This window comes from Bordetella sp. H567 (assembly GCF_001704295.1).
GTDB lineage: Bacteria > Pseudomonadota > Gammaproteobacteria > Burkholderiales > Burkholderiaceae_B > Bordetella_C.
This window is the reverse complement of record NZ_CP012334.1, coordinates 949,612-966,265: the sequence shown is the minus strand read 5'-3', so window position 1 is coordinate 966,265 and position 16,654 is coordinate 949,612. Positions and strand designations below refer to the sequence as shown.

General features: G+C 66.9%; 17 protein-coding genes. 7 read left to right on the top strand and 10 right to left on the bottom strand.

The window, feature by feature from the left end:
- Nucleotides 1-3: 3 nt before the first annotated feature.
- The gene (gene phnC, locus AKI39_RS04350) at nt 4-846 is read right to left on the bottom strand and encodes a phosphonate ABC transporter ATP-binding protein (RefSeq protein ID WP_066632820.1); all 843 of its coding nucleotides are present in this window, start codon (nt 844-846) and stop codon (nt 4-6) included.
- Nucleotides 847-1,113: 267 nt separating this feature from the next.
- Here phnC and AKI39_RS04345 point away from each other — a divergent pair, with 267 nt between their 5' ends.
- Nucleotides 1,114-2,208: an acyltransferase family protein gene (locus AKI39_RS04345; protein WP_066632818.1), complete on the top strand. Its 1,095-nt coding sequence runs from the start codon at nt 1,114-1,116 to the stop codon at nt 2,206-2,208.
- On the opposite strand, the gene mctP is transcribed toward AKI39_RS04345, so the two are convergent.
- Entirely contained in the window at nt 2,176-3,669 is a 1,494-nt protein-coding gene (gene mctP, locus AKI39_RS04340) for a monocarboxylate uptake permease MctP (protein ID WP_066632816.1), read from the bottom strand. The two genes, AKI39_RS04345 and mctP, sit on opposite strands and share 33 nt — an antisense overlap.
- The gene (locus AKI39_RS04335; RefSeq protein ID WP_066632812.1) at nt 3,669-3,848 is read right to left on the bottom strand and encodes a DUF3311 domain-containing protein; all 180 of its coding nucleotides are present in this window, start codon (nt 3,846-3,848) and stop codon (nt 3,669-3,671) included. The genes mctP and AKI39_RS04335 overlap by 1 nt, the downstream gene beginning before the upstream one ends.
- 592 nt (nt 3,849-4,440) lie before the next feature.
- Here AKI39_RS04335 and infA point away from each other — a divergent pair.
- Together infA and AKI39_RS04325 are read left to right on the top strand one after the other, a co-directional pair.
- The gene (gene infA / locus AKI39_RS04330) at nt 4,441-4,719 is read left to right on the top strand and encodes a translation initiation factor IF-1 (RefSeq protein WP_066632809.1); all 279 of its coding nucleotides are present in this window, start codon (nt 4,441-4,443) and stop codon (nt 4,717-4,719) included.
- A 202-nt stretch (nt 4,720-4,921) separates the two neighbouring features.
- A complete protein-coding gene (locus AKI39_RS04325; RefSeq protein WP_066632807.1) occupies nt 4,922-5,248 on the top strand; it encodes a hypothetical protein in 327 nt (108 codons plus the stop codon).
- Between the two features lie 4 nt (nt 5,249-5,252).
- On the opposite strand, the gene AKI39_RS04320 is transcribed toward AKI39_RS04325, so the two are convergent.
- Complete coding sequence (locus tag AKI39_RS04320; protein WP_066632805.1) at nt 5,253-5,591, bottom strand: hypothetical protein; 339 nt, start codon at nt 5,589-5,591, stop codon at nt 5,253-5,255.
- Nucleotides 5,592-5,740: 149 nt separating this feature from the next.
- On the opposite strand from AKI39_RS04320, the gene AKI39_RS04315 reads away from it, so the two are divergent.
- A complete protein-coding gene (locus AKI39_RS04315) occupies nt 5,741-6,121 on the top strand; it encodes a COG4315 family predicted lipoprotein (RefSeq protein ID WP_066632797.1) in 381 nt (126 codons plus the stop codon).
- 35 nt (nt 6,122-6,156) lie between these two features.
- On the opposite strand, the gene mog is transcribed toward AKI39_RS04315, so the two are convergent.
- Together mog and AKI39_RS04305 are read right to left on the bottom strand one after the other, a co-directional pair.
- The gene (mog, locus tag AKI39_RS04310) at nt 6,157-6,783 is read right to left on the bottom strand and encodes a molybdopterin adenylyltransferase (RefSeq protein WP_066632795.1); all 627 of its coding nucleotides are present in this window, start codon (nt 6,781-6,783) and stop codon (nt 6,157-6,159) included.
- A 62-nt stretch (nt 6,784-6,845) separates the two neighbouring features.
- Nucleotides 6,846-7,775 carry a DnaJ C-terminal domain-containing protein gene (locus AKI39_RS04305; RefSeq protein WP_066632793.1) on the bottom strand — a complete coding sequence of 310 codons (930 nt, stop codon included), beginning with the start codon at nt 7,773-7,775 and terminating at the stop codon, nt 6,846-6,848.
- 398 nt (nt 7,776-8,173) lie between these two features.
- On the opposite strand from AKI39_RS04305, the gene AKI39_RS04300 reads away from it, so the two are divergent.
- The gene (locus AKI39_RS04300) at nt 8,174-9,844 is read left to right on the top strand and encodes a sensor domain-containing diguanylate cyclase (protein WP_158515150.1); all 1,671 of its coding nucleotides are present in this window, start codon (nt 8,174-8,176) and stop codon (nt 9,842-9,844) included.
- Nucleotides 9,845-9,975: 131 nt separating this feature from the next.
- Entirely contained in the window at nt 9,976-10,605 is a 630-nt protein-coding gene (yfcF, locus tag AKI39_RS04295; protein WP_083228618.1) for a glutathione transferase, read from the top strand.
- 172 nt (nt 10,606-10,777) lie between these two features.
- Here yfcF and AKI39_RS04290 read toward each other — a convergent pair whose 3' ends face one another.
- The 3 genes from AKI39_RS04290 to tkt form a co-directional block, all read right to left on the bottom strand.
- Complete coding sequence (locus AKI39_RS04290) at nt 10,778-11,971, bottom strand: phosphoglycerate kinase (RefSeq protein WP_066632783.1); 1,194 nt, start codon at nt 11,969-11,971, stop codon at nt 10,778-10,780.
- A gap of 113 nt (nt 11,972-12,084) precedes the next feature.
- Nucleotides 12,085-13,095, bottom strand: coding sequence for a type I glyceraldehyde-3-phosphate dehydrogenase (gene gap / locus AKI39_RS04285; RefSeq protein ID WP_066632781.1), 1,011 nt, complete (start codon nt 13,093-13,095; stop codon nt 12,085-12,087).
- A gap of 16 nt (nt 13,096-13,111) precedes the next feature.
- Entirely contained in the window at nt 13,112-15,157 is a 2,046-nt protein-coding gene (gene tkt / locus AKI39_RS04280; RefSeq protein ID WP_066632779.1) for a transketolase, read from the bottom strand.
- Nucleotides 15,158-15,357: 200 nt separating this feature from the next.
- Here tkt and AKI39_RS04275 point away from each other — a divergent pair, with 200 nt between their 5' ends.
- On the top strand, nt 15,358-16,107 hold the full coding sequence (locus AKI39_RS04275; RefSeq protein WP_066632777.1) for a 16S rRNA (uracil(1498)-N(3))-methyltransferase: 750 nt from the start codon (nt 15,358-15,360) through the stop codon (nt 16,105-16,107).
- Nucleotides 16,108-16,122: 15 nt separating this feature from the next.
- Here the strand turns inward: AKI39_RS04275 and AKI39_RS04270 are convergent, their stop codons facing one another.
- Nucleotides 16,123-16,587, bottom strand: coding sequence for a barstar family protein (locus AKI39_RS04270; protein ID WP_066632775.1), 465 nt, complete (start codon nt 16,585-16,587; stop codon nt 16,123-16,125).
- Nucleotides 16,588-16,654 lie beyond the last annotated feature (67 nt).

Genomic DNA, 16,654 nt, shown 5'->3' with positions numbered 1-16,654 from the left:
AAGTCAGGCCGCCGCCAGTTGCGGACGTCCGACCGGGGACAGCGGCGCCACGGCATCGGCCGACGGCGCCGCGGGCATCAGTTCGCCGAGCTCGGCGCCGTACAGGTCCTGCAGCATTTCGGCCGTCAGGTTGGCCGACGGGCCGTCGTACACCACCTTGCCATGGCGCAGTGCGACGACCCGGGGGCAGTAGCGCATGGCCACGTCAACCTGGTGCAGCGACACGACGACGGCGACGCCGCGGGTGCGGTTGATCTGCGCCAGCGTGTCCATCACGCGGCGCGACGATTCCGGGTCCAGCGAAGCGATCGGCTCGTCGGCCAGGATGGTGCGGGCGTTCTGTACCAGGGTGCGGGCGATGGCCGCGCGCTGCTGCTGGCCGCCGGACAGGTTGGAGGCGCGCTGGAAGGCGTGGCCTTCGATGCCGACCTGCGCCAGCGCGTCCAGGCCGACCTGGACTTCACCGCGCAGGAACCAGCGCAGCAAGCTGCGATACAGCGGCACGCGCGGCAGCATGCCGGCCAGGACATTGGTGATGACGGGCAGCCGGCCCACCAGGTTGAATTGCTGGAACACGAAACCGATGCCGGCGCGGGCGCGCCGCACATCGCGGCTGATCCGGCCGTTGTGCTGGATGAGCGCGCCATTGACATGGATCTCGCCGCCCCCTGCATCGGCCGCCACGAAGCCCGCCAGGTGGCGCAGCAGCGTGGACTTGCCCGAGCCGGAAGCGCCCAGCAGCGCCACCATTTCACCGTCGCGCACCTGCAAGCTCACGCCGTCCAGGGCTTTCTGGCCGGCGCGAAAGGACTTGCTGACGCCGCGCACATCGATCGCATAAGTCATGACGTAGATCTCGCATTCCAAAGATGCGAGTAGTCTGGCCAGCCCCAATGACAGCCTCATGACGGTGTCATACGACATTCAGCCCGATATTCGTGACGGTTTGTGTGCCTGTCATCAAAATGACATGAAGGCCGCCCGGGTGCGCGCGGGGTGTAGTCCTTCCATGCAGCCAAAGCATATGCGACAACTACGGTCCTTATGGAGGAGGCCGCTGCCTTCGCGGCGCGCGCAGAATCAAGGGCATGCAGTCGGGCCAGGAGGTCGCCCATGGGTTTGCTCAGGACGTTGTTCGCGCTATCGGTTGTACTGGACCATTCTCCTTTCAACGACGGCCATATGCTGGTGGGAGGAAGGCTCGCGGTGCAGCTCTTCTATGTAATCTCAGGCTTCCTGATCTCCTACATCCTGAACACCAACGAGGCGTACCGCAGCACGGGGCGCTTCTACGAAAACCGCCTGCTGCGCCTGTTCCCGACCTACCTCGCCGTCGCGGTGGTCGCCCTGGCGCTGAACTGGGTGGCCAACCCGGAATTCCTGGACGTCTACCGGCGCAGTCCCAACAGCGCGGACCTGTTCCTGGTGCTGGCCAACCTGTTCATCTTCGGGCAGGACTGGCTGATGTTCTTCGGCATCAAGGGGGGATCGCTCACCCTCACCGGCAACTATGCCGACAGCGACGTGCCCCTGTACCAGGGGCTGCTCGTGCCGCAGGCGTGGACGCTCGGCGTGGAGCTCAGCTTCTACCTGATCGCGCCGTTCATCCTGCGTTCGATGCGCTGGGTCTTGGCCCTGTTCGCGGCTTCGGTGGTGCTGCGCCTGCTGCTGCTGCACGCCGGCGTCGCCCAGTCCGATCCCTGGAGCTACCGCTTCTTTCCGCTGGAACTGGCCCTGTTCCTGGCCGGCGCGCTGTCGCACCGGCTGCTGCTGCCGCTGTGGCAGCGCCTGAGCGGCCGTTTCCACTACCTGCCGGAAGTGGCCACCGGGCTATTCGTGGTCTACGCCCTGTTCCACTTCTCGCTGAACTTCAATCACAACGTGCGCGACGCCCTGGCGCTGGCCCTCTTCACGGGCATCCTGCCGCTGACTTTCATCTACCAGGCCCGGCACCGGCTGGATAAAAAAATCGGGCAGCTGAGCTACCCGATTTATATCTCTCATTCCGTCGCCATTCTGCTGGTGCATCAGGCGACGAGCTGGGTGGGCCTGACCAACGCGCTGGCGATCTCGACCCTGAATGTGCTGCTGTCGCTAGTGCTGGCCACATTGCTGTGGACCATGATCGACAGCCGGGTCGACAAGGTGCGCGAACGCGTCAAGTCGGGCGATGCCTCAGGCGCTCCGGCGCGCCCCCTGCGAGCCTGAGACCGCGCTGGACACCGCTTGGGCGACGATCGCGACCACGATGTTCACCACCAGGGCGATCAGGCCCGTGTAGATGCCATAGGTATCGCCGCCCACCACGAAGGCGTGCACGGGCTTGATGCCGTCCATGTACGCCAGCGTGGTGCCGGTGGCCAGGCCGACCAGCCAGCCCAGCAGCAGCGGGCCGCCGCGGAACCAGCCGAAGAACAGGCCGAACACCACCGCGGGGAAGGTCTGCAGGATCCACACGCCGCCCAGCAGTTGCAGGTCCAGCGCGAACTGCGTGGGCACGAACAGGATGAAGATCAGCGCGCCGACCTTGACGACCAGCGACGAGACCTTGGCAACCTTGGCCTCGCCCGCCGGCGTCACCGACGGGTTGACGTAGGCCTTCCAGAAATTGCGCGTGAACAGGTTGGCAGCACCGATCGACATCACCGCCGCCGGCACCAGGGCGCCGATCGCGATGGCCGCGAAGGCGAAGCCCGCGAACCAGCTGGGGAACAGCGTGTTGAACAGCTGCGGCACCACGTCGTTGGGCGTCTGCGGATGCAGGTTGGCGGCATAGGCCATGTAGCCCAGCAGCGCGATCAGGCCCAGCAGCAGCGTATAGGCCGGCAGGAAGATCGCGTTCTTGCGGATCGTATCGGCGCTCTTGGCCGCGAAGATCCCCGTCAGCGTGTGCGGGTACATGAACGCGGCCAGGGCGGAGCCCAGCGCCAGCGTGGCATAGGGCAGGAACTGCGAGGCCTTCAGCGTCAGGCCGGTCGCGCCGCCCTTGGCTGCGAAGGCCGTCCCCGCCGAGGCGAACACGGCGCCATAGCCGCCCAGCTTGGCCGGCACCAGCACAATCGCCACCAGGACCACGATATAGATCATCAGGTCCTTGACGAAGGCGATCAGGGCGGGCGCGCGCAGGCCGGCGGAATAGGTATACAGGGCCAGGATCACGAAGGCGGCGGCCAGGGGCAGCTCGCCCGTCAGGCCCAGCGCCTTGATCACCACTTCCATGCCGACCAGCTGCAGCGCGATATAGGGCATGGTCGCCAGCACGCCGGTGACGGCGATGGCCAGCTCCAGCGGCCGCGATTGGAAGCGCGCATACACGACGTCCGCCGATGTTACGTGTCCCGCCTTCTGCGCCACCCGCCACAAGCGCGGCATGATGGTGAACACGATGGGATAGACCAGGATGGTGTAAGGCAGCGCGAAGAAACCGTAGGCGCCCACGGCATAGACCAGTGCGGGCACCGCAATCACGGTGTATGCGGTATAGAAATCGCCGCCGACCAGGAACCAGGTAATCCAGGTGCCGAAGCGGCGCCCTCCCAGGCCCCACTCGTCCAGATGCGCGGCCGTATCGCCGCGCTGCCAGCGCGATGCCGCGAAACCCATGACCGTGACCAGCAAGAAGAAGAAGATGAACACGCCCAGGGCGGTCCAATTGATTTGACCGGCCATTATTCGTCTCCCCGGTTGCGCTGGCTGCGATAGACGATCCACGTCAGGAACGCGGTGATCGGCACCCACAGAAACTGATACCAATAGAAGAAGGGGAAACCGAACAGCTCGGGTAGGGGCTGGTTATAGAAGGGTACCCAGAGCAAGCCGATGAACGGCAGCAAAAGCAAAATCCACATGCCTAGACTCTTTTAGAAGGTTGTCTCTCGATTTTGTCTCGCGATCGGACATGAACGCCGAACGAGGCGGGATAACGCACCGCCGGCGAGGCCGCAGAATACTCCCGTATATCGGCGCGTCGCAATTAAAACCCTGCGCGCGCGCGGTAAATAAGCGGATGGTTCAGCTTGCCGTTAGCCACCGTAAATAAATGCTTCAATCGCGCGTCCATTTACCCGAAATCGATGGGGCTTGCTTCCACGGAATCACTTCCTTCGCTCCTTGCGTGGACGATAACGCTACCGGGGTTTACACCAGGGTAAAATTGAATTAAACTCTATCGCGTGTTGTATTTCCATAGCGCGGACATCGCCTGGAGCGATTTCCGACCCCTTACAGCGGTTCTGCCGCGCCCAACCGCTTCTTCCAGTCCTGCCGCATGAGCGGACTGCGACCAAGCACCCGTTTTGACGGGTTCGCCGCCCTGACGGCCAGCGTCCTCGCCCTTCCATCCTTCGCGTCCCCGGACGCGACCGAGCCGGCTGTTCGGCCGCGGCGCCCATTGCGTTGCGGCGGCATGACCGGACGGTTTACCCCTTTCTGGAGACTTCCATGGCGAAAGAAGAACTAATCGAACTCGACGGCATCGTCGACGAAGTGCTGCCCGATGCGCGCTACCGCGTCACGCTGGACAACGGCGTGGCAGTGGGCGCCTATGCCTCCGGCCGCCTGCGCAAGCACCGTATCCGCATCCTGGCCGGCGACCGCGTGACGCTGGAGATGTCGCCCTACGACCTGACCAAGGGCCGCATCAACTTCCGGCACAAGGATGCCACGCCGGCACCGCGTCCCAGCGGCACCGGCTACCGCCCCTCGGCCTCGCGCCGCTAAGCCGGGCACCCCGGCGCCCGCGCCGGCCGCAGCCACCCCGCCCGATCGGCGCGGCGGAAGGCTTGCCGGACCGCCCGGGCCGGGATCCCGCCGCCATGCGGGGGCCTTGAAACAGCCGCGGTTTCCGCCCGATTTCCATCGAATGCGCGGTGGCTGCGTGCGCTAATGTTGCGGCTTTTGCGGAAATATCGACGGGCCCGCCATGGCGACCGAACAGGAATTGCGCGCCGCGCTCGCGCGCGTCACCGATCTGGAAAAGCAGCTTGCCCTGGCGGACCGGGGCTGGCAATTGCTCGGGCGCTCCCGCGCGGCCTTCATCAGCAGCCTGCGCCATACGGGGCTCTCGTACGCCCACGCACAAATCAAGTTCGATGATTTCGTGGAAGAGCAGCGCCGCCTGTACGAATACCTGACCCAGGCCCTGGAAGCGGCGCGCGCTCACCACGCCGCACTGACGGCGGGGGCCGGCGGCGAGCCCACCACCGATTCCCGCTCGGATGTCCGGGCGAGTGCCATCGCCGGACACTGACGCCCTACATGCAGAGGTTCGCCGTCTGAACCAGGCCTTGGGCCCCGTAGGACGAACGCGACGACATGCGGATGTCGACGTTGCCGTTGGCATACTGGATGACGCGCAGCACGGAGCTGATGCCCATCGCGCTGTTGTCGATCACGTCGTAGCCATTGTCGATGGCCACCATCTTCACCTGTTCCCCCTGACCTCGCCAGCCGTCGGCCACGCATTGCGCGTAGGCCTGCGGAGACTTGCTCGTATGGCCGAAGAACACCGGGTCCTTCTTCAACAGGTCGCCACTCGACGAGCAACCCACCAAGGCCAGCACGACGGCGGCCGCCCCTGCGCGACGGATCATTGCAACTCCCATTCGATGCGATAACGATCCCGGACTATAGCGCAGTAGGAGTATGCTGAAGCAGTCCCGTGGCGCCGCGGCGCGCGGGACCTTGCATGCCCTTACCGCGGTTTCGAACGTCCGCTTCGTCAGCCGAAAAAGGAATCCCCATGAAACGCTCCTACCTCGCCCTTACCCTGTTTTGCGGCGCGATCGCCGTTTCCGCCGTGCAGGCCCAGCCGGCCATGCAAGGCAAGACCGACAAGGGCCCCGCCCTGGTCGATCACAAGAACATGACGCTGTACACCTACGACAAGGACGCCAAGGGCAAGTCCAACTGCACCGGGCAGTGCGCCGCCAACTGGCCGCCGCTTGCCGCGGGCAGCGACGCCAAGCCCACCGGCAAGTGGAGCGTCGTCACGCGCGATGACGGCAGCCGGCAATGGGCCTACGACGGCATGCCGCTGTACACGTTCAAGAAAGACAACAAGCCGGGCGACGTCACCGGCGATGGGGCGGGCGGCGGTAGCTGGCACGTCGCCAAGCCCTGATCCGCGTCCGCCGGCGGGTCCGCGCTGTCGCAGGTCTACTTGCGCAGCGCGGACTTCGGCCGGAACGCCTTGACCACGTCGGGATGCGTTTCCATGTAGGGGCCGCCGATGAGGTCGATGCAATACGGCACCGCCGCGAAAATCCCCGGCGTCGCCACCGCGCCGTCCGCAGCGCGCAGGCCCTCCAGGGTTTCCTTGATTGCCTTGGGCTGGCCGGGCAGGTTGATGATCAGGGCGGCGTGATCGGCGGTTTCCCGCAGCACCGCCACCTGGCGCGACAGTATCGCGGTCGGCACGAACTTCAGGCTGATCTGCCGCATCTGTTCCCCGAAGCCCGGCATCTCGCGCGTGGCCACCGCCAGGGTCGCCTCCGGCGTCACGTCGCGCCGCGCGGGGCCCGTCCCGCCCGTGGTCAGGACCAGATCGCAGCCGAGCCCATCCACCAGCTCGATCAGGGCGGCGGAAATCAGCGCCCGCTCGTCGGGCACCAGCCGCGCCACCGATTGCCACGGCGACGACAGCGCCTGCCCCAGCCAGTCGCGCAGCGACGGGATACCCAGGTCTTCGTAGGCGCCCTGCGAGGCCCGGTCGGACACGGACACAAGGCCCACGATCAATTCATCGGGATGGCGGCGCGCGAGGCGCGTGGCGGTATCGCTCATGGGAAGTACCTGAGAAGGTCGGAACACATGGGGCGAACTATACCGCCGCAGCGCCGATGCCCTCAGCGCCCCAGCTTGGCCCGGGGATCGAAGGGCGCCTGTCGCTGCAGATTCCGGTAAGCCTCCCGTGCCGCCGGCGTATCGGCGGGCGGCAGGGCGACCTCCAGTTCCAGGTACAAGTCCCCCGGCGGCTTGCCGGGCAGGCCGCGCCCTTTCAGGCGCAGCTTGCCGCCGTTGCGCGACCCGGCCGGTATCGCCACTTCCACCGGTCCGCCCGGCGTGGGCGCCGTCACGGTGCCGCCGAGCGCGGCTTCCCATGGCGCCACGGGCAGCGTCAGCGTCAAGTCGCGCCCGTCGACGCGGTACAGCCGATGCGGCCGCAGGCGGACTTCCAGATACAGGTCGCCCGCGGCACCGCCCGCATAGCCCGCCATTCCCTGGCCGGCCAGGCGGATGCGCTGGCCCTCGCGGATGCCCGACGGTATCTTCACGCTCAGCTTGCGCTCCTGCAGGCGCGGCCGTCCGTGCTCGTCCATCTTCATGGAACGCAGGCTGATCTCACGCGTCGCGCCATGCAAGGTGTCTTCCAGTTCGATTTCGATCGTGGCGTGATGATCTTCCCCGCGCGCGCGAAAACCGCGCGGCCGCTTGCGCGTCGCATTGCCGAACAGCGAAGAGAAAAACTCGCTGAAGTCGGCGTCCTCGCCGCCGTTGGCCGAGCTGAACTCGAAGCCCTGGTCCCAGCCTGGCGGCGGCCGATAGCCGGCTCCCGCCGACACGCCGGCGGCCAGGTTGTCGTAGGCGGCCCGCTTCTCCGGATCCCGCAGCACGTCATAGGCTTCGTTGATGTCCCGCATGCGGACTTCGGCATCGGCTTCCGTACTGACGTCGGGGTGGTATTGCCGGGCCAGCTTGCGGTAAGCCTGGCGCAGGTCCTCTTCGCCCGCGCCCCGCTCCACGCCCAGGATGTCGTAGTAGTCCTTGAACTCCATATTGCCCGCTCTCGCTTCCGGGTGACCGCGCCTTGGCCCGCCGGGCCCACGCCGCCGCGGTGAGGCTGCCTACGCTGTCGGTTCCACACGTACCCCCATGCGCCAGACTACCGCTCCCGGACAAAATTTTCAGATAGTGGATATATCGGGACTGGGCGGGCTGATTTCAACGTAAAGCAGCAACATGGGCCCCTGAACGCTACACCGTTGGCAGCGTCCGGACGATCAACCGTTCGGCCGATTGCCGAGCCGCCGCGGCGCATGCGCCGGTAGGCGGCGGTTGTAAACCGCCCTGCTTTCGGAGGAGCGGAGACTGATACAACATTAGGAACATTATGTAGCGCACGGACGGTGTTTGCGACAGAATGGGTGCCGTTCATACCAGCCGGGAACCCAGGTTGTTCCGCCGTCAAACACTCACGATCCAGCAGCAGATCCTCCTGTTGGCCGGCACCCTCTGTCTGGCCCTCGTGGCCGCGGCCGCGGGGGGTGCAGCCTACATGGGGCAGCGCCAGACGCGGGACCTGATCGAACAGCACGTTGCCGATATCGCGAGCGCCATGGCCCACACGCTGGACCGCGACATGTTCGAACGCTTCCGGGAAATCCGCAGCCTGGCGGAAGGACCGACCATGCGCACCATGGATCCCGGCACGCTGCGCGGACTGCTCACCGGCCGCCAGCAATCCATGACGGACTACGCGTGGATCGGCGTCATCGACCCGGACGGCAGGGTCATCGCCGCCACCCAACGCAAGCTCGAGGGTGATTCCGTCGCGGACCGCCAGTGGTTCCAGCGCGGCCGGGAATCGCCCAACATCGGCGACGTGCACGAGTCCAGGATGCTGAACGAACTGCTGGAGCGTCCGCGCGGCAAGGGCTTCCGCTTCGTGGAGATCTCTGCGCCCGTCATGGACAACGGCCGCCTGGTCGGCGTGCTGGGCGCGCACCTGAGCTGGACCTGGGCCGCCGACGTGCGCCGCTCCATGCTGGAAGCCGATACCTCCAACGGCGTGCGCGATCTGTGGATACTCTCGTCCGACGGCACGATGCTGCTGGGTCCGCGGCTGGGCAGCAAGCCGTTCTCTGACGCGCAGGTCGCCCGCATGCGCCAAAGCCGCCAGGGCTACTTCGAGCTGCAGAGCGACAACGGCGAAATGCTCACGGGCTACGCCCTGGCCTCCGGCTATCGCGACTACCCCGGGCGCAACTGGATCATCGTGGCGCAGCAGCCCGCCCGCGACGCCTATGTCGCCGTCCGGCGGCTGGAATGGCGCGTCCTCATTCTGAGCATCCTGATCAGCATCGCGGGCATTGCCCTGACGTGGACCATTGCCAACCGCATCGCCCGTCCGCTGCGCGCCTTGACCCGGGCGGCCAGCCACCTGGGCCGCGACGAATCGGTAACCATGCTGCCCCGCCTGGCCGGCGCACGCGAAATCGTCGATCTGTCCGCCGCGCTGCGATCGCTGATGCGGCGCCTGGACGTGGAGCAGGCGCGCGCGGAACACGCCCAGCGCCGGGCGCAGATCGAAGAACAGCGCTACGTCCAGGAGATCAGCGAACTGCGCAAGGCCGCCGGCATCGACCCCTTGTCCGGCCTGCTGAACCGGCGTTCTTTCCTGTATGCCGCAGCCATGCTGATCGCCGAACAAAGCGCTCGCATGGGCCAGGTCGCCGTCATCATGGCCGACATCGATTTCTTCAAGCTGGTCAACGACAACCATGGGCACGGCGCCGGCGACGCCACCATCCGCAAGGTCGGGGAGATCCTGACCTCATCGGTGCGCGAGCACGACCTGGTCGCCCGATTCGGCGGCGAGGAATTCGTCATCCTGCTGGCCGGGGCATCGCCCAATGCCGTGCTGGCCACCGCCGAGCGCATGCGCAGGAATGTCCAGGAAACGCCCATCGAATACCACCAGGCGACCATCCGCATCACCATCAGCCTGGGCATCGCCGTGGCCGGCGCGCGCGACGGCGACATCCAGGCCATCATCGAAAGCGCCGACCACGCCCTGTACCGCGCCAAGCAACGGGGGCGGAACCGCGCGGTCCTGTCGGCCTGAGCGCGCGCAAGCCGCGACGCTGCTGACGCAGGCGGGCGCGGACGTCGGCGTGACGGACCTGCTCGTGCTCATCCCGGACGAACTGCCCGCGCGCTGCTAGTATTCCTGTTCGCGCCAACCCCGAGGAGACCGTGGCCGTGCCGCTGACCCTATACGTCGATGCCCAATTCCTGAGCCCATACGCCCTGTCCGCGTACGTCGCGCTGGAGGAAAAAGGCCTGGACTTCGAGGTCAGGCTGGTCGACCTGGATCAGGGCGACCAGCGCACCGCGCCCTTCCTGCACCGCTCGCCCATCGGCAAGGTCCCCGTCCTGGCGCACCAGGACTTCTATCTGAGCGAATCCAGCGCCATCGCCGAATACCTGGAACAGGCCTTCCCGCCACCGGAATACGCGGCCCTCTACCCGGCGGACCCGCGTCCGCGCGCCCGGGCGCGGCAGGTGCAGGCTTGGCTGCGCAGCGACCTGCACACCCTGCGCCGCGAACGTCCGACGCAAGTCATCTTCGAAGGGGCGCGCCCTGCCCCGCTGAGCGACGCCGGCCACTGCGATGCCGCGCGCCTGATCCGCGTCGCCAGCGCGCTGCTCGCGCACGGCCGGTCACACCTGTTCGGCGCCTGGAGCCTGGCCGATCTGGACCTTGCCGTGATGCTCAACCGCCTGGCCATCCCCGGCGACAGCCTTCCCGACGCGCTGCGCACCTATGCGCGCACCCAATGGGACCACCCCGCCGTCCGCCACTGGCTGGCAAACCGCGCCTGAACCCAGCGCGCCGCCGCGCGGCCGCCCGAAGGCGGCGCGCCCTCCCACGGGGAGGATGTCGCGCAGCGACAGGAGGGCACACCCGTAAACGCCACCGCACGGCCGTCCGAAGGCGGCGCGCCCTCTCACGGGGAGGCGCACGCGGGCGGCGGCAGGCCGCCGCCCCCGGCGCTCAGGCCGCTCGCTGCTGCAGGATCTCCACGGCCGGCAGGGTCTTGCCTTCCAGGAACTCCAGGAACGCGCCGCCGCCGGTGGAGATGTACCCCACCTTGTCGGTGATCCCGAACTTGGCGATCGCCGCCAGCGTGTCGCCGCCACCGGCGATGGAGAATCCGGCGGAGTCGGCAATCGCACGCGCGATCACCTCGGTGCCGTGCGAGAACTGCTCGAATTCGAAGACACCGACCGGGCCGTTCCAGACGATGGTGCCGGCCTTCCTGAGGATCTCGGCCAGCGCCTGCGCGGTTTGCGGTCCGATATCCAGCACCATGTCGTCCGCGCCGATGGCATCCGCGGGCTTCACCGTCGCCGGCGCGTCCGCGCCGAAGGTCGGCGCGCAGACCACATCGGTCGGAACCGGCACGTCCGCGCCGCGCTTGCGCATGATATCCATCACCGCCACCGCTTCGCCTTGCTGGTCGGGCTCGGCCAGCGACTTGCCGATGGACTTGCCCGCCGCCAGCATGAACGTATTGGCGATACCGCCACCCACCACCAGCTGATCCACTTTCTCCGCCAGCGACTGCAGGATGCTCAACTTGGTCGAGACCTTGGACCCCCCCACGATGGCCACCAGCGGGCGCTTGGGCTCGTGCAGCGCGCGGCCCAGCGCGTCCAGTTCCGCTTCCAGCAAGGGCCCGGCACACGCCACGGCGGCAAAGCGCGCGATGCCATGCGTGGTCGCCTCGGCGCGGTGAGCCGTGCCGAACGCATCGTTCACGTACACATCGCACAGCGCCGCCATCTTGCGCGACAGGCCTTCGTCGTTCTTCTTTTCGCCCGCGTTCACGCGGCAGTTTTCCAGCAGCACCACCTGCCCCGGCGCCACCTGGACGCCATCCACCCAGTCGCGCACCAGCGGCACCGGCATGCCCAGCAGCTCGGACAGCCGGCGTCCCACCGGCGCCAGGCTGTCGGCGTCGGTCAGCTGGCCTTCCTTCGGACGGCCCAGATGGGACGTCACCATCACCGCCGCGCCGGCGTCCAGCGCCATCCGGATACCGGGCACCGACGCGCGAATGCGCGTGTCTTCGGAGATATTGCCGGCGTCATCGAACGGCACGTTCAGGTCGGCGCGGATGAACACCCGCTTGCCTTTCAGCGCACCGGCCTTGGCCAGCGCGGACAGCGTATTTACCTTGGACATGATTTGTCTTCTCCCCTGGGCGCGGGCCCGCCAGGCCCGCGCAGGCGTACGGAAAACAAAGGGGACGACGCGCGTCCCCTTTGTTCATGGTCGTTGCATGCGCGATGCGCGGCTTACTTCGCGTTCATCAGCGCAACGGTGGTATCCAGCATGCGGTTGCTGAAGCCCCACTCGTTGTCGTACCAGGACGACACCTTCACCAGCGTGCCGGACACCTTGGTCAGCGTGGCGTCGAACGTGCTGGAGGCCGAGTTGTGGTTGTAGTCGACCGACACCAGCGGCTCGGTGTTGTAGTCCAGGATGCCTTTCAGCGCGCCCTGCGAGGCGGCCTTCAGGATGCCGTTGACTTCCTCGACCGAGGTTTCGCGCTTGGCGATGAAGGAGAGGTCGACGATGGACACGTTGATGGTCGGCACGCGAATCGCGTAGCCGTCCAGCTTGCCGTTCAGTTCGGGCAGCACCAGGCCCACCGCGGCGGCCGCGCCGGTCTTGGTGGGGATCATGCTCATCGTGGCCGAACGGGCACGGCGCAGATCCTCGTGATACACGTCGGTCAGCACCTGGTCGTTGGTATAGGAGTGGATCGTCGTCATCAGGCCCGACACCACGCCCAGTTCGTCATGCAGTGGCTTGACCAGCGGCGCCAGGCAGTTGGTCGTGCACGAAGCGTTGGAAATGACGGTGTGCGAGGCCTTCAGCGTCTGGTGGTTCACGCCGTACACCACGGTGGCATCCACGTCCTTGCCGCCCGGCGCGGAGATCACCACCTTCTTGGCGCCGCCCTTCAGGTGGGCGCCGGCTTTTTCCTTGCTGGTGAAAAAGCCCGTGCATTCCAGCACCACGTCGACCTTCAGCTCGCCCCAGGGCAGTTCCGCCGGGTTGCGGTTGGCCAGCACGCGGATCTTGTCGCCGTTGACGACCATGTAGTCGCCGTCCACGTCGACCGTGCCGGGGAAGCGGCCATGCACGGTGTCGTAGCGCGTCAGGTGCGCATTGGTCTTGGGATCGCCGAGGTCGTTGATGGCGACGATCTCGATATCGTGCTTCTTGCCGCTTTCATAATGTGCGCGCAGCACATTGCGTCCGATGCGGCCGTAGCCGTTGATGGCAACACGTATGGTCATGACTCGCTCTCCTGGTTTACAGAACCTGTTTGACGGCCTCGGCGACCTTCTCGGCGGTCAGTCCGAAGAAGGGGAACAACGCGCCGGCGGGCGCCGATTCGCCGTAGCGATCGATGCCCACCACCGCGCCTTCCAGGCCCACGTATTTGTGCCACAGGCCGGTGGTGCCGGCCTCGACGGCGACGCGCGGCAAGCCCTTGGGCAGCACGCTGGCGCGCCATTGCGCATCCTGCTTGTCGAACACGTCCGTGCTGGGCATGGACACCACGCGCACGGCCACGCCGTCCTTGGCCAGCAATTCCTGTGCTGCCAGCGCGAGCGCGACCTCGGAGCCCGTGGCGATGATCAGCGCGCGGGCATCCTTGGCATCGCGCAGCACGTAGCCCCCGCGGGCGATCGCGGCCAGCGTCTGTTCGTCGCGCGGAACGAAGGGCAGGTTCTGGCGCGACAGCAGCAGCGCCGTCGGGCCGCCGTCATGTACGGCCATGCCGATGCTGGCGGGGCGCTTGACCGCCTCGATCCAGGCGACGGCGGTTTCGGCCGTATCGCAGGGGCGCCACACCGACAGATTGGGGATCAGGCGCAGGCTGTTGGCATGCTCGATGGATTGGTGCGTGGGGCCGTCCTCGCCCAGGCCGATCGAATCGTGCGTGAAGACATGGATCACGCGCTGCTTCATCAGCGCGGCCATGCGCAGGCCGTTGCGCGAGTAATCGGAGAAGGTCAGGAAGGTGCCGCCGAAAGGCAGGTAGCCGCCATGCAGGGCGATGCCGTTCATGATGGCGGCCATGCCGAATTCGCGCACGCCATAGTTGATGTGGCGGCCGAACTGGATGGCGCCGTCGCCGGCACGCACGGGCGCCACGCCCTTCCAGTCGGTGTAGTTGGAGCCGGTCAGGTCGGCCGAGCCGCCCAGCAATTCCGGCAGCGCCTGCGCCAGCGCGCCGATCGCATACTGCGAGGCCTTGCGCGTGGCGACGGTTTCCGCTTTCTCGACGGTGGCGGCGATGAAGGCGCGCGCCTTGTCCGCGAAATCGGCCGGCAGCTCGCCGCGCATGCGGCGGGTGAATTCCGCGGCTTCGGCGGGGAACTGACGGGCATAGGCGTCGAAACGTCCCTGCCATTCGTTTTGCGCGACCGATCCGGCACGGCGCCCGTCCCAGCCTTCGTAGACGACCGGCGGGATGACGAAGGCATCGTGCTGCCAGTTCAAGGCCGCGCGGGTGGCGGCGATTTCATCCTTGCCCAGCGGCGCGCCGTGGACCTTGTCGGTGCCCGCCATGTTGGGCGCGCCCTTGCCGATGACGGTGCGGCAGGCGATCAGCGTCGGCCCGCCATGGCTGGCGGCATTCGCGCGCGCCTGGCGCAGAGCGGCGTCCACCGCGTCGACGTCGTGGCCGTCCACGCCGCGGATCACGTTCCAGCCGTAGGCCTCGAAACGCTTGGCGGTGTCGTCGCCGAACCAGGCTTCGACCTTGCCGTCGATGGAAATGCCGTTGTCGTCGTACAGCACGATCAGCTTGGACAGGCGCAGCGTGCCCGCCAGCGAGGAGACTTCGTGCGAGATGCCTTCCATCAGGCAGCCGTCGCCGACGAAGGCATAGGTGTGATGATCCACCACGGCGTGGCCGGGGCGGTTGAATTCCGCCGCCAGCAGGGCTTCGGCCAGCGCCATGCCCACGGCATTGCCCAGGCCCTGGCCCAGCGGGCCGGTGGTGGTTTCGACGCCCGCCGTGATGCCGACTTCGGGGTGGCCCGGCGTACGCGAATGCAGTTGGCGGAACTGCTTGAGTTCCTCGATGGGCAGGTCGTAGCCGGTCAGGTGCAGCAGCGCGTACAGCAGCATCGACCCATGCCCGTTGGACAGCACGAAACGGTCACGGCCGGGCCAGGTGGGATCCGCGGGATTGTGGCGCAGATGCCGCGTCCACAGCGCCTGGGCGATCTCCGCCATGCCCATGGGAGCACCCGGGTGCCCGGAATTCGCCTGCTGGACGGCGTCCATCGCCAAAGCGCGGATGGCATCCGCCAAGGAGGGTTGTCGGGCGGTCGGATTGCTCATTCTGGAAGGGCTCGTCTGCCGGCGGGGATAAAAAAAAGGGCCGGGCATAGGGTTTGAAGAGCTCACGATTTTAGCACCGGGTCGCGAAACGCCCGCCGGCGCGGGCTCCGCCGGGCGGTGTAGAGTCGGTCGGCCATGCGGTGGACACGGCGCCGTGGCCGGGTAAGATTCCCGGCACGCACGCTTTTACCCTCATTGCCATGCCCAGTCCCCGCTTCCATTGCGCCTTCGCGCTTTCCCCCCATGCCCGCATCGAATTGCCCGATGCCATCGCCCATCATGCCGCGCGGGTGCTGCGCCTGCGCGACGGCGACACGGTGGTGCTGTTCGACGGCAACGGCGGCGAATATCCCGCGACGCTGCGCATCGCCGGCAAGACCGTCCATGCCGAATTGGGCGCGCACGACCCGCGCGAGGCCGAGCTGGCCGGCGGCATCACGCTGGTACAGGGCCTGCCATCGGGCGACAAGATGGACTGGATCGTGGAAAAAGCCGTGGAGCTGGGCGTGCGCCAGCTCGTGCCCATCGCGGCGCAGCGCAGCGTATTGCAGTTGAACGGCGAGCGGCAGGACAAGCGGCTGGCGCATTGGCGCCGCATCGCGGAGGCCGCCAGCGAACAGTGCGGACGCAACCGGCTGATGCACATCGAACCCGTGATGGCGTTGCCGCGCTGGCTGGAAACACCGCCCCTGGGACGGCGCCTGCTGTGTCATCCGGAAGACGGCACGCCCTTGAAAGCCGCCCTGGGCGAGCCGCGGGATACCCGGTCGATCGCCCTGCTGGTCGGCCCGGAAGGCGGCTGGTCGGATGCGGAACGCGATGCCGCGCGCGCCGCGGACGTCGTCACCGCCAGCTTCGGCCCGCGCGTGCTGCGCACCGAAACCGCGGGCCTGGCCCTGGTCGCGGCGACGACCGCGCTGCTGGGCTGGGATGAAGCAGCGTCCCGCTGAACCGGAAGGACGGATCTAATCGGCTTCGCCGTAGGGCGCCGCCGCCACGCCCGGTTCCGCGGCGGGATGCGCGCCCGCATGTTCGACGATGTAGGCGAAGAGCCGGCCGTTTTCGCGCGCGTATTCGGTGACGTCCTGGCAGATGGACAGAATGCGTGCCGCGTCTTCTTCCAGTGCCGGGTCGCCGGAATGCAGCTTGTAGAGCCACAGCACGACGCCCACTTTTTGATCCAGCACGGTATCGGAGAGGCAGTCCGACAGTTCGTCGAAACTGCGGAAATGCATGGGGAAGTCCACCGCCTTGGCGATGGCACGGAACACGGCCGAGCGGCTGCGCGCCCGATCGCAGTCCGCCACGTACAAGGCCGCGCGCAATTCACCAGTGGCCTCGACCACTGATTGCTTGTCCAGCGTAGCCGCATCGAGCTCGCCGCCACGCTGCAGCTGTCGCTGCAATGCGGGCTGACCGGTTCTGGCCATGCTCGGACCTCCTGCAAAAAAATCCGCCGCGATCCATCCGCGGAATACGCTGCATCGTATCGGCATA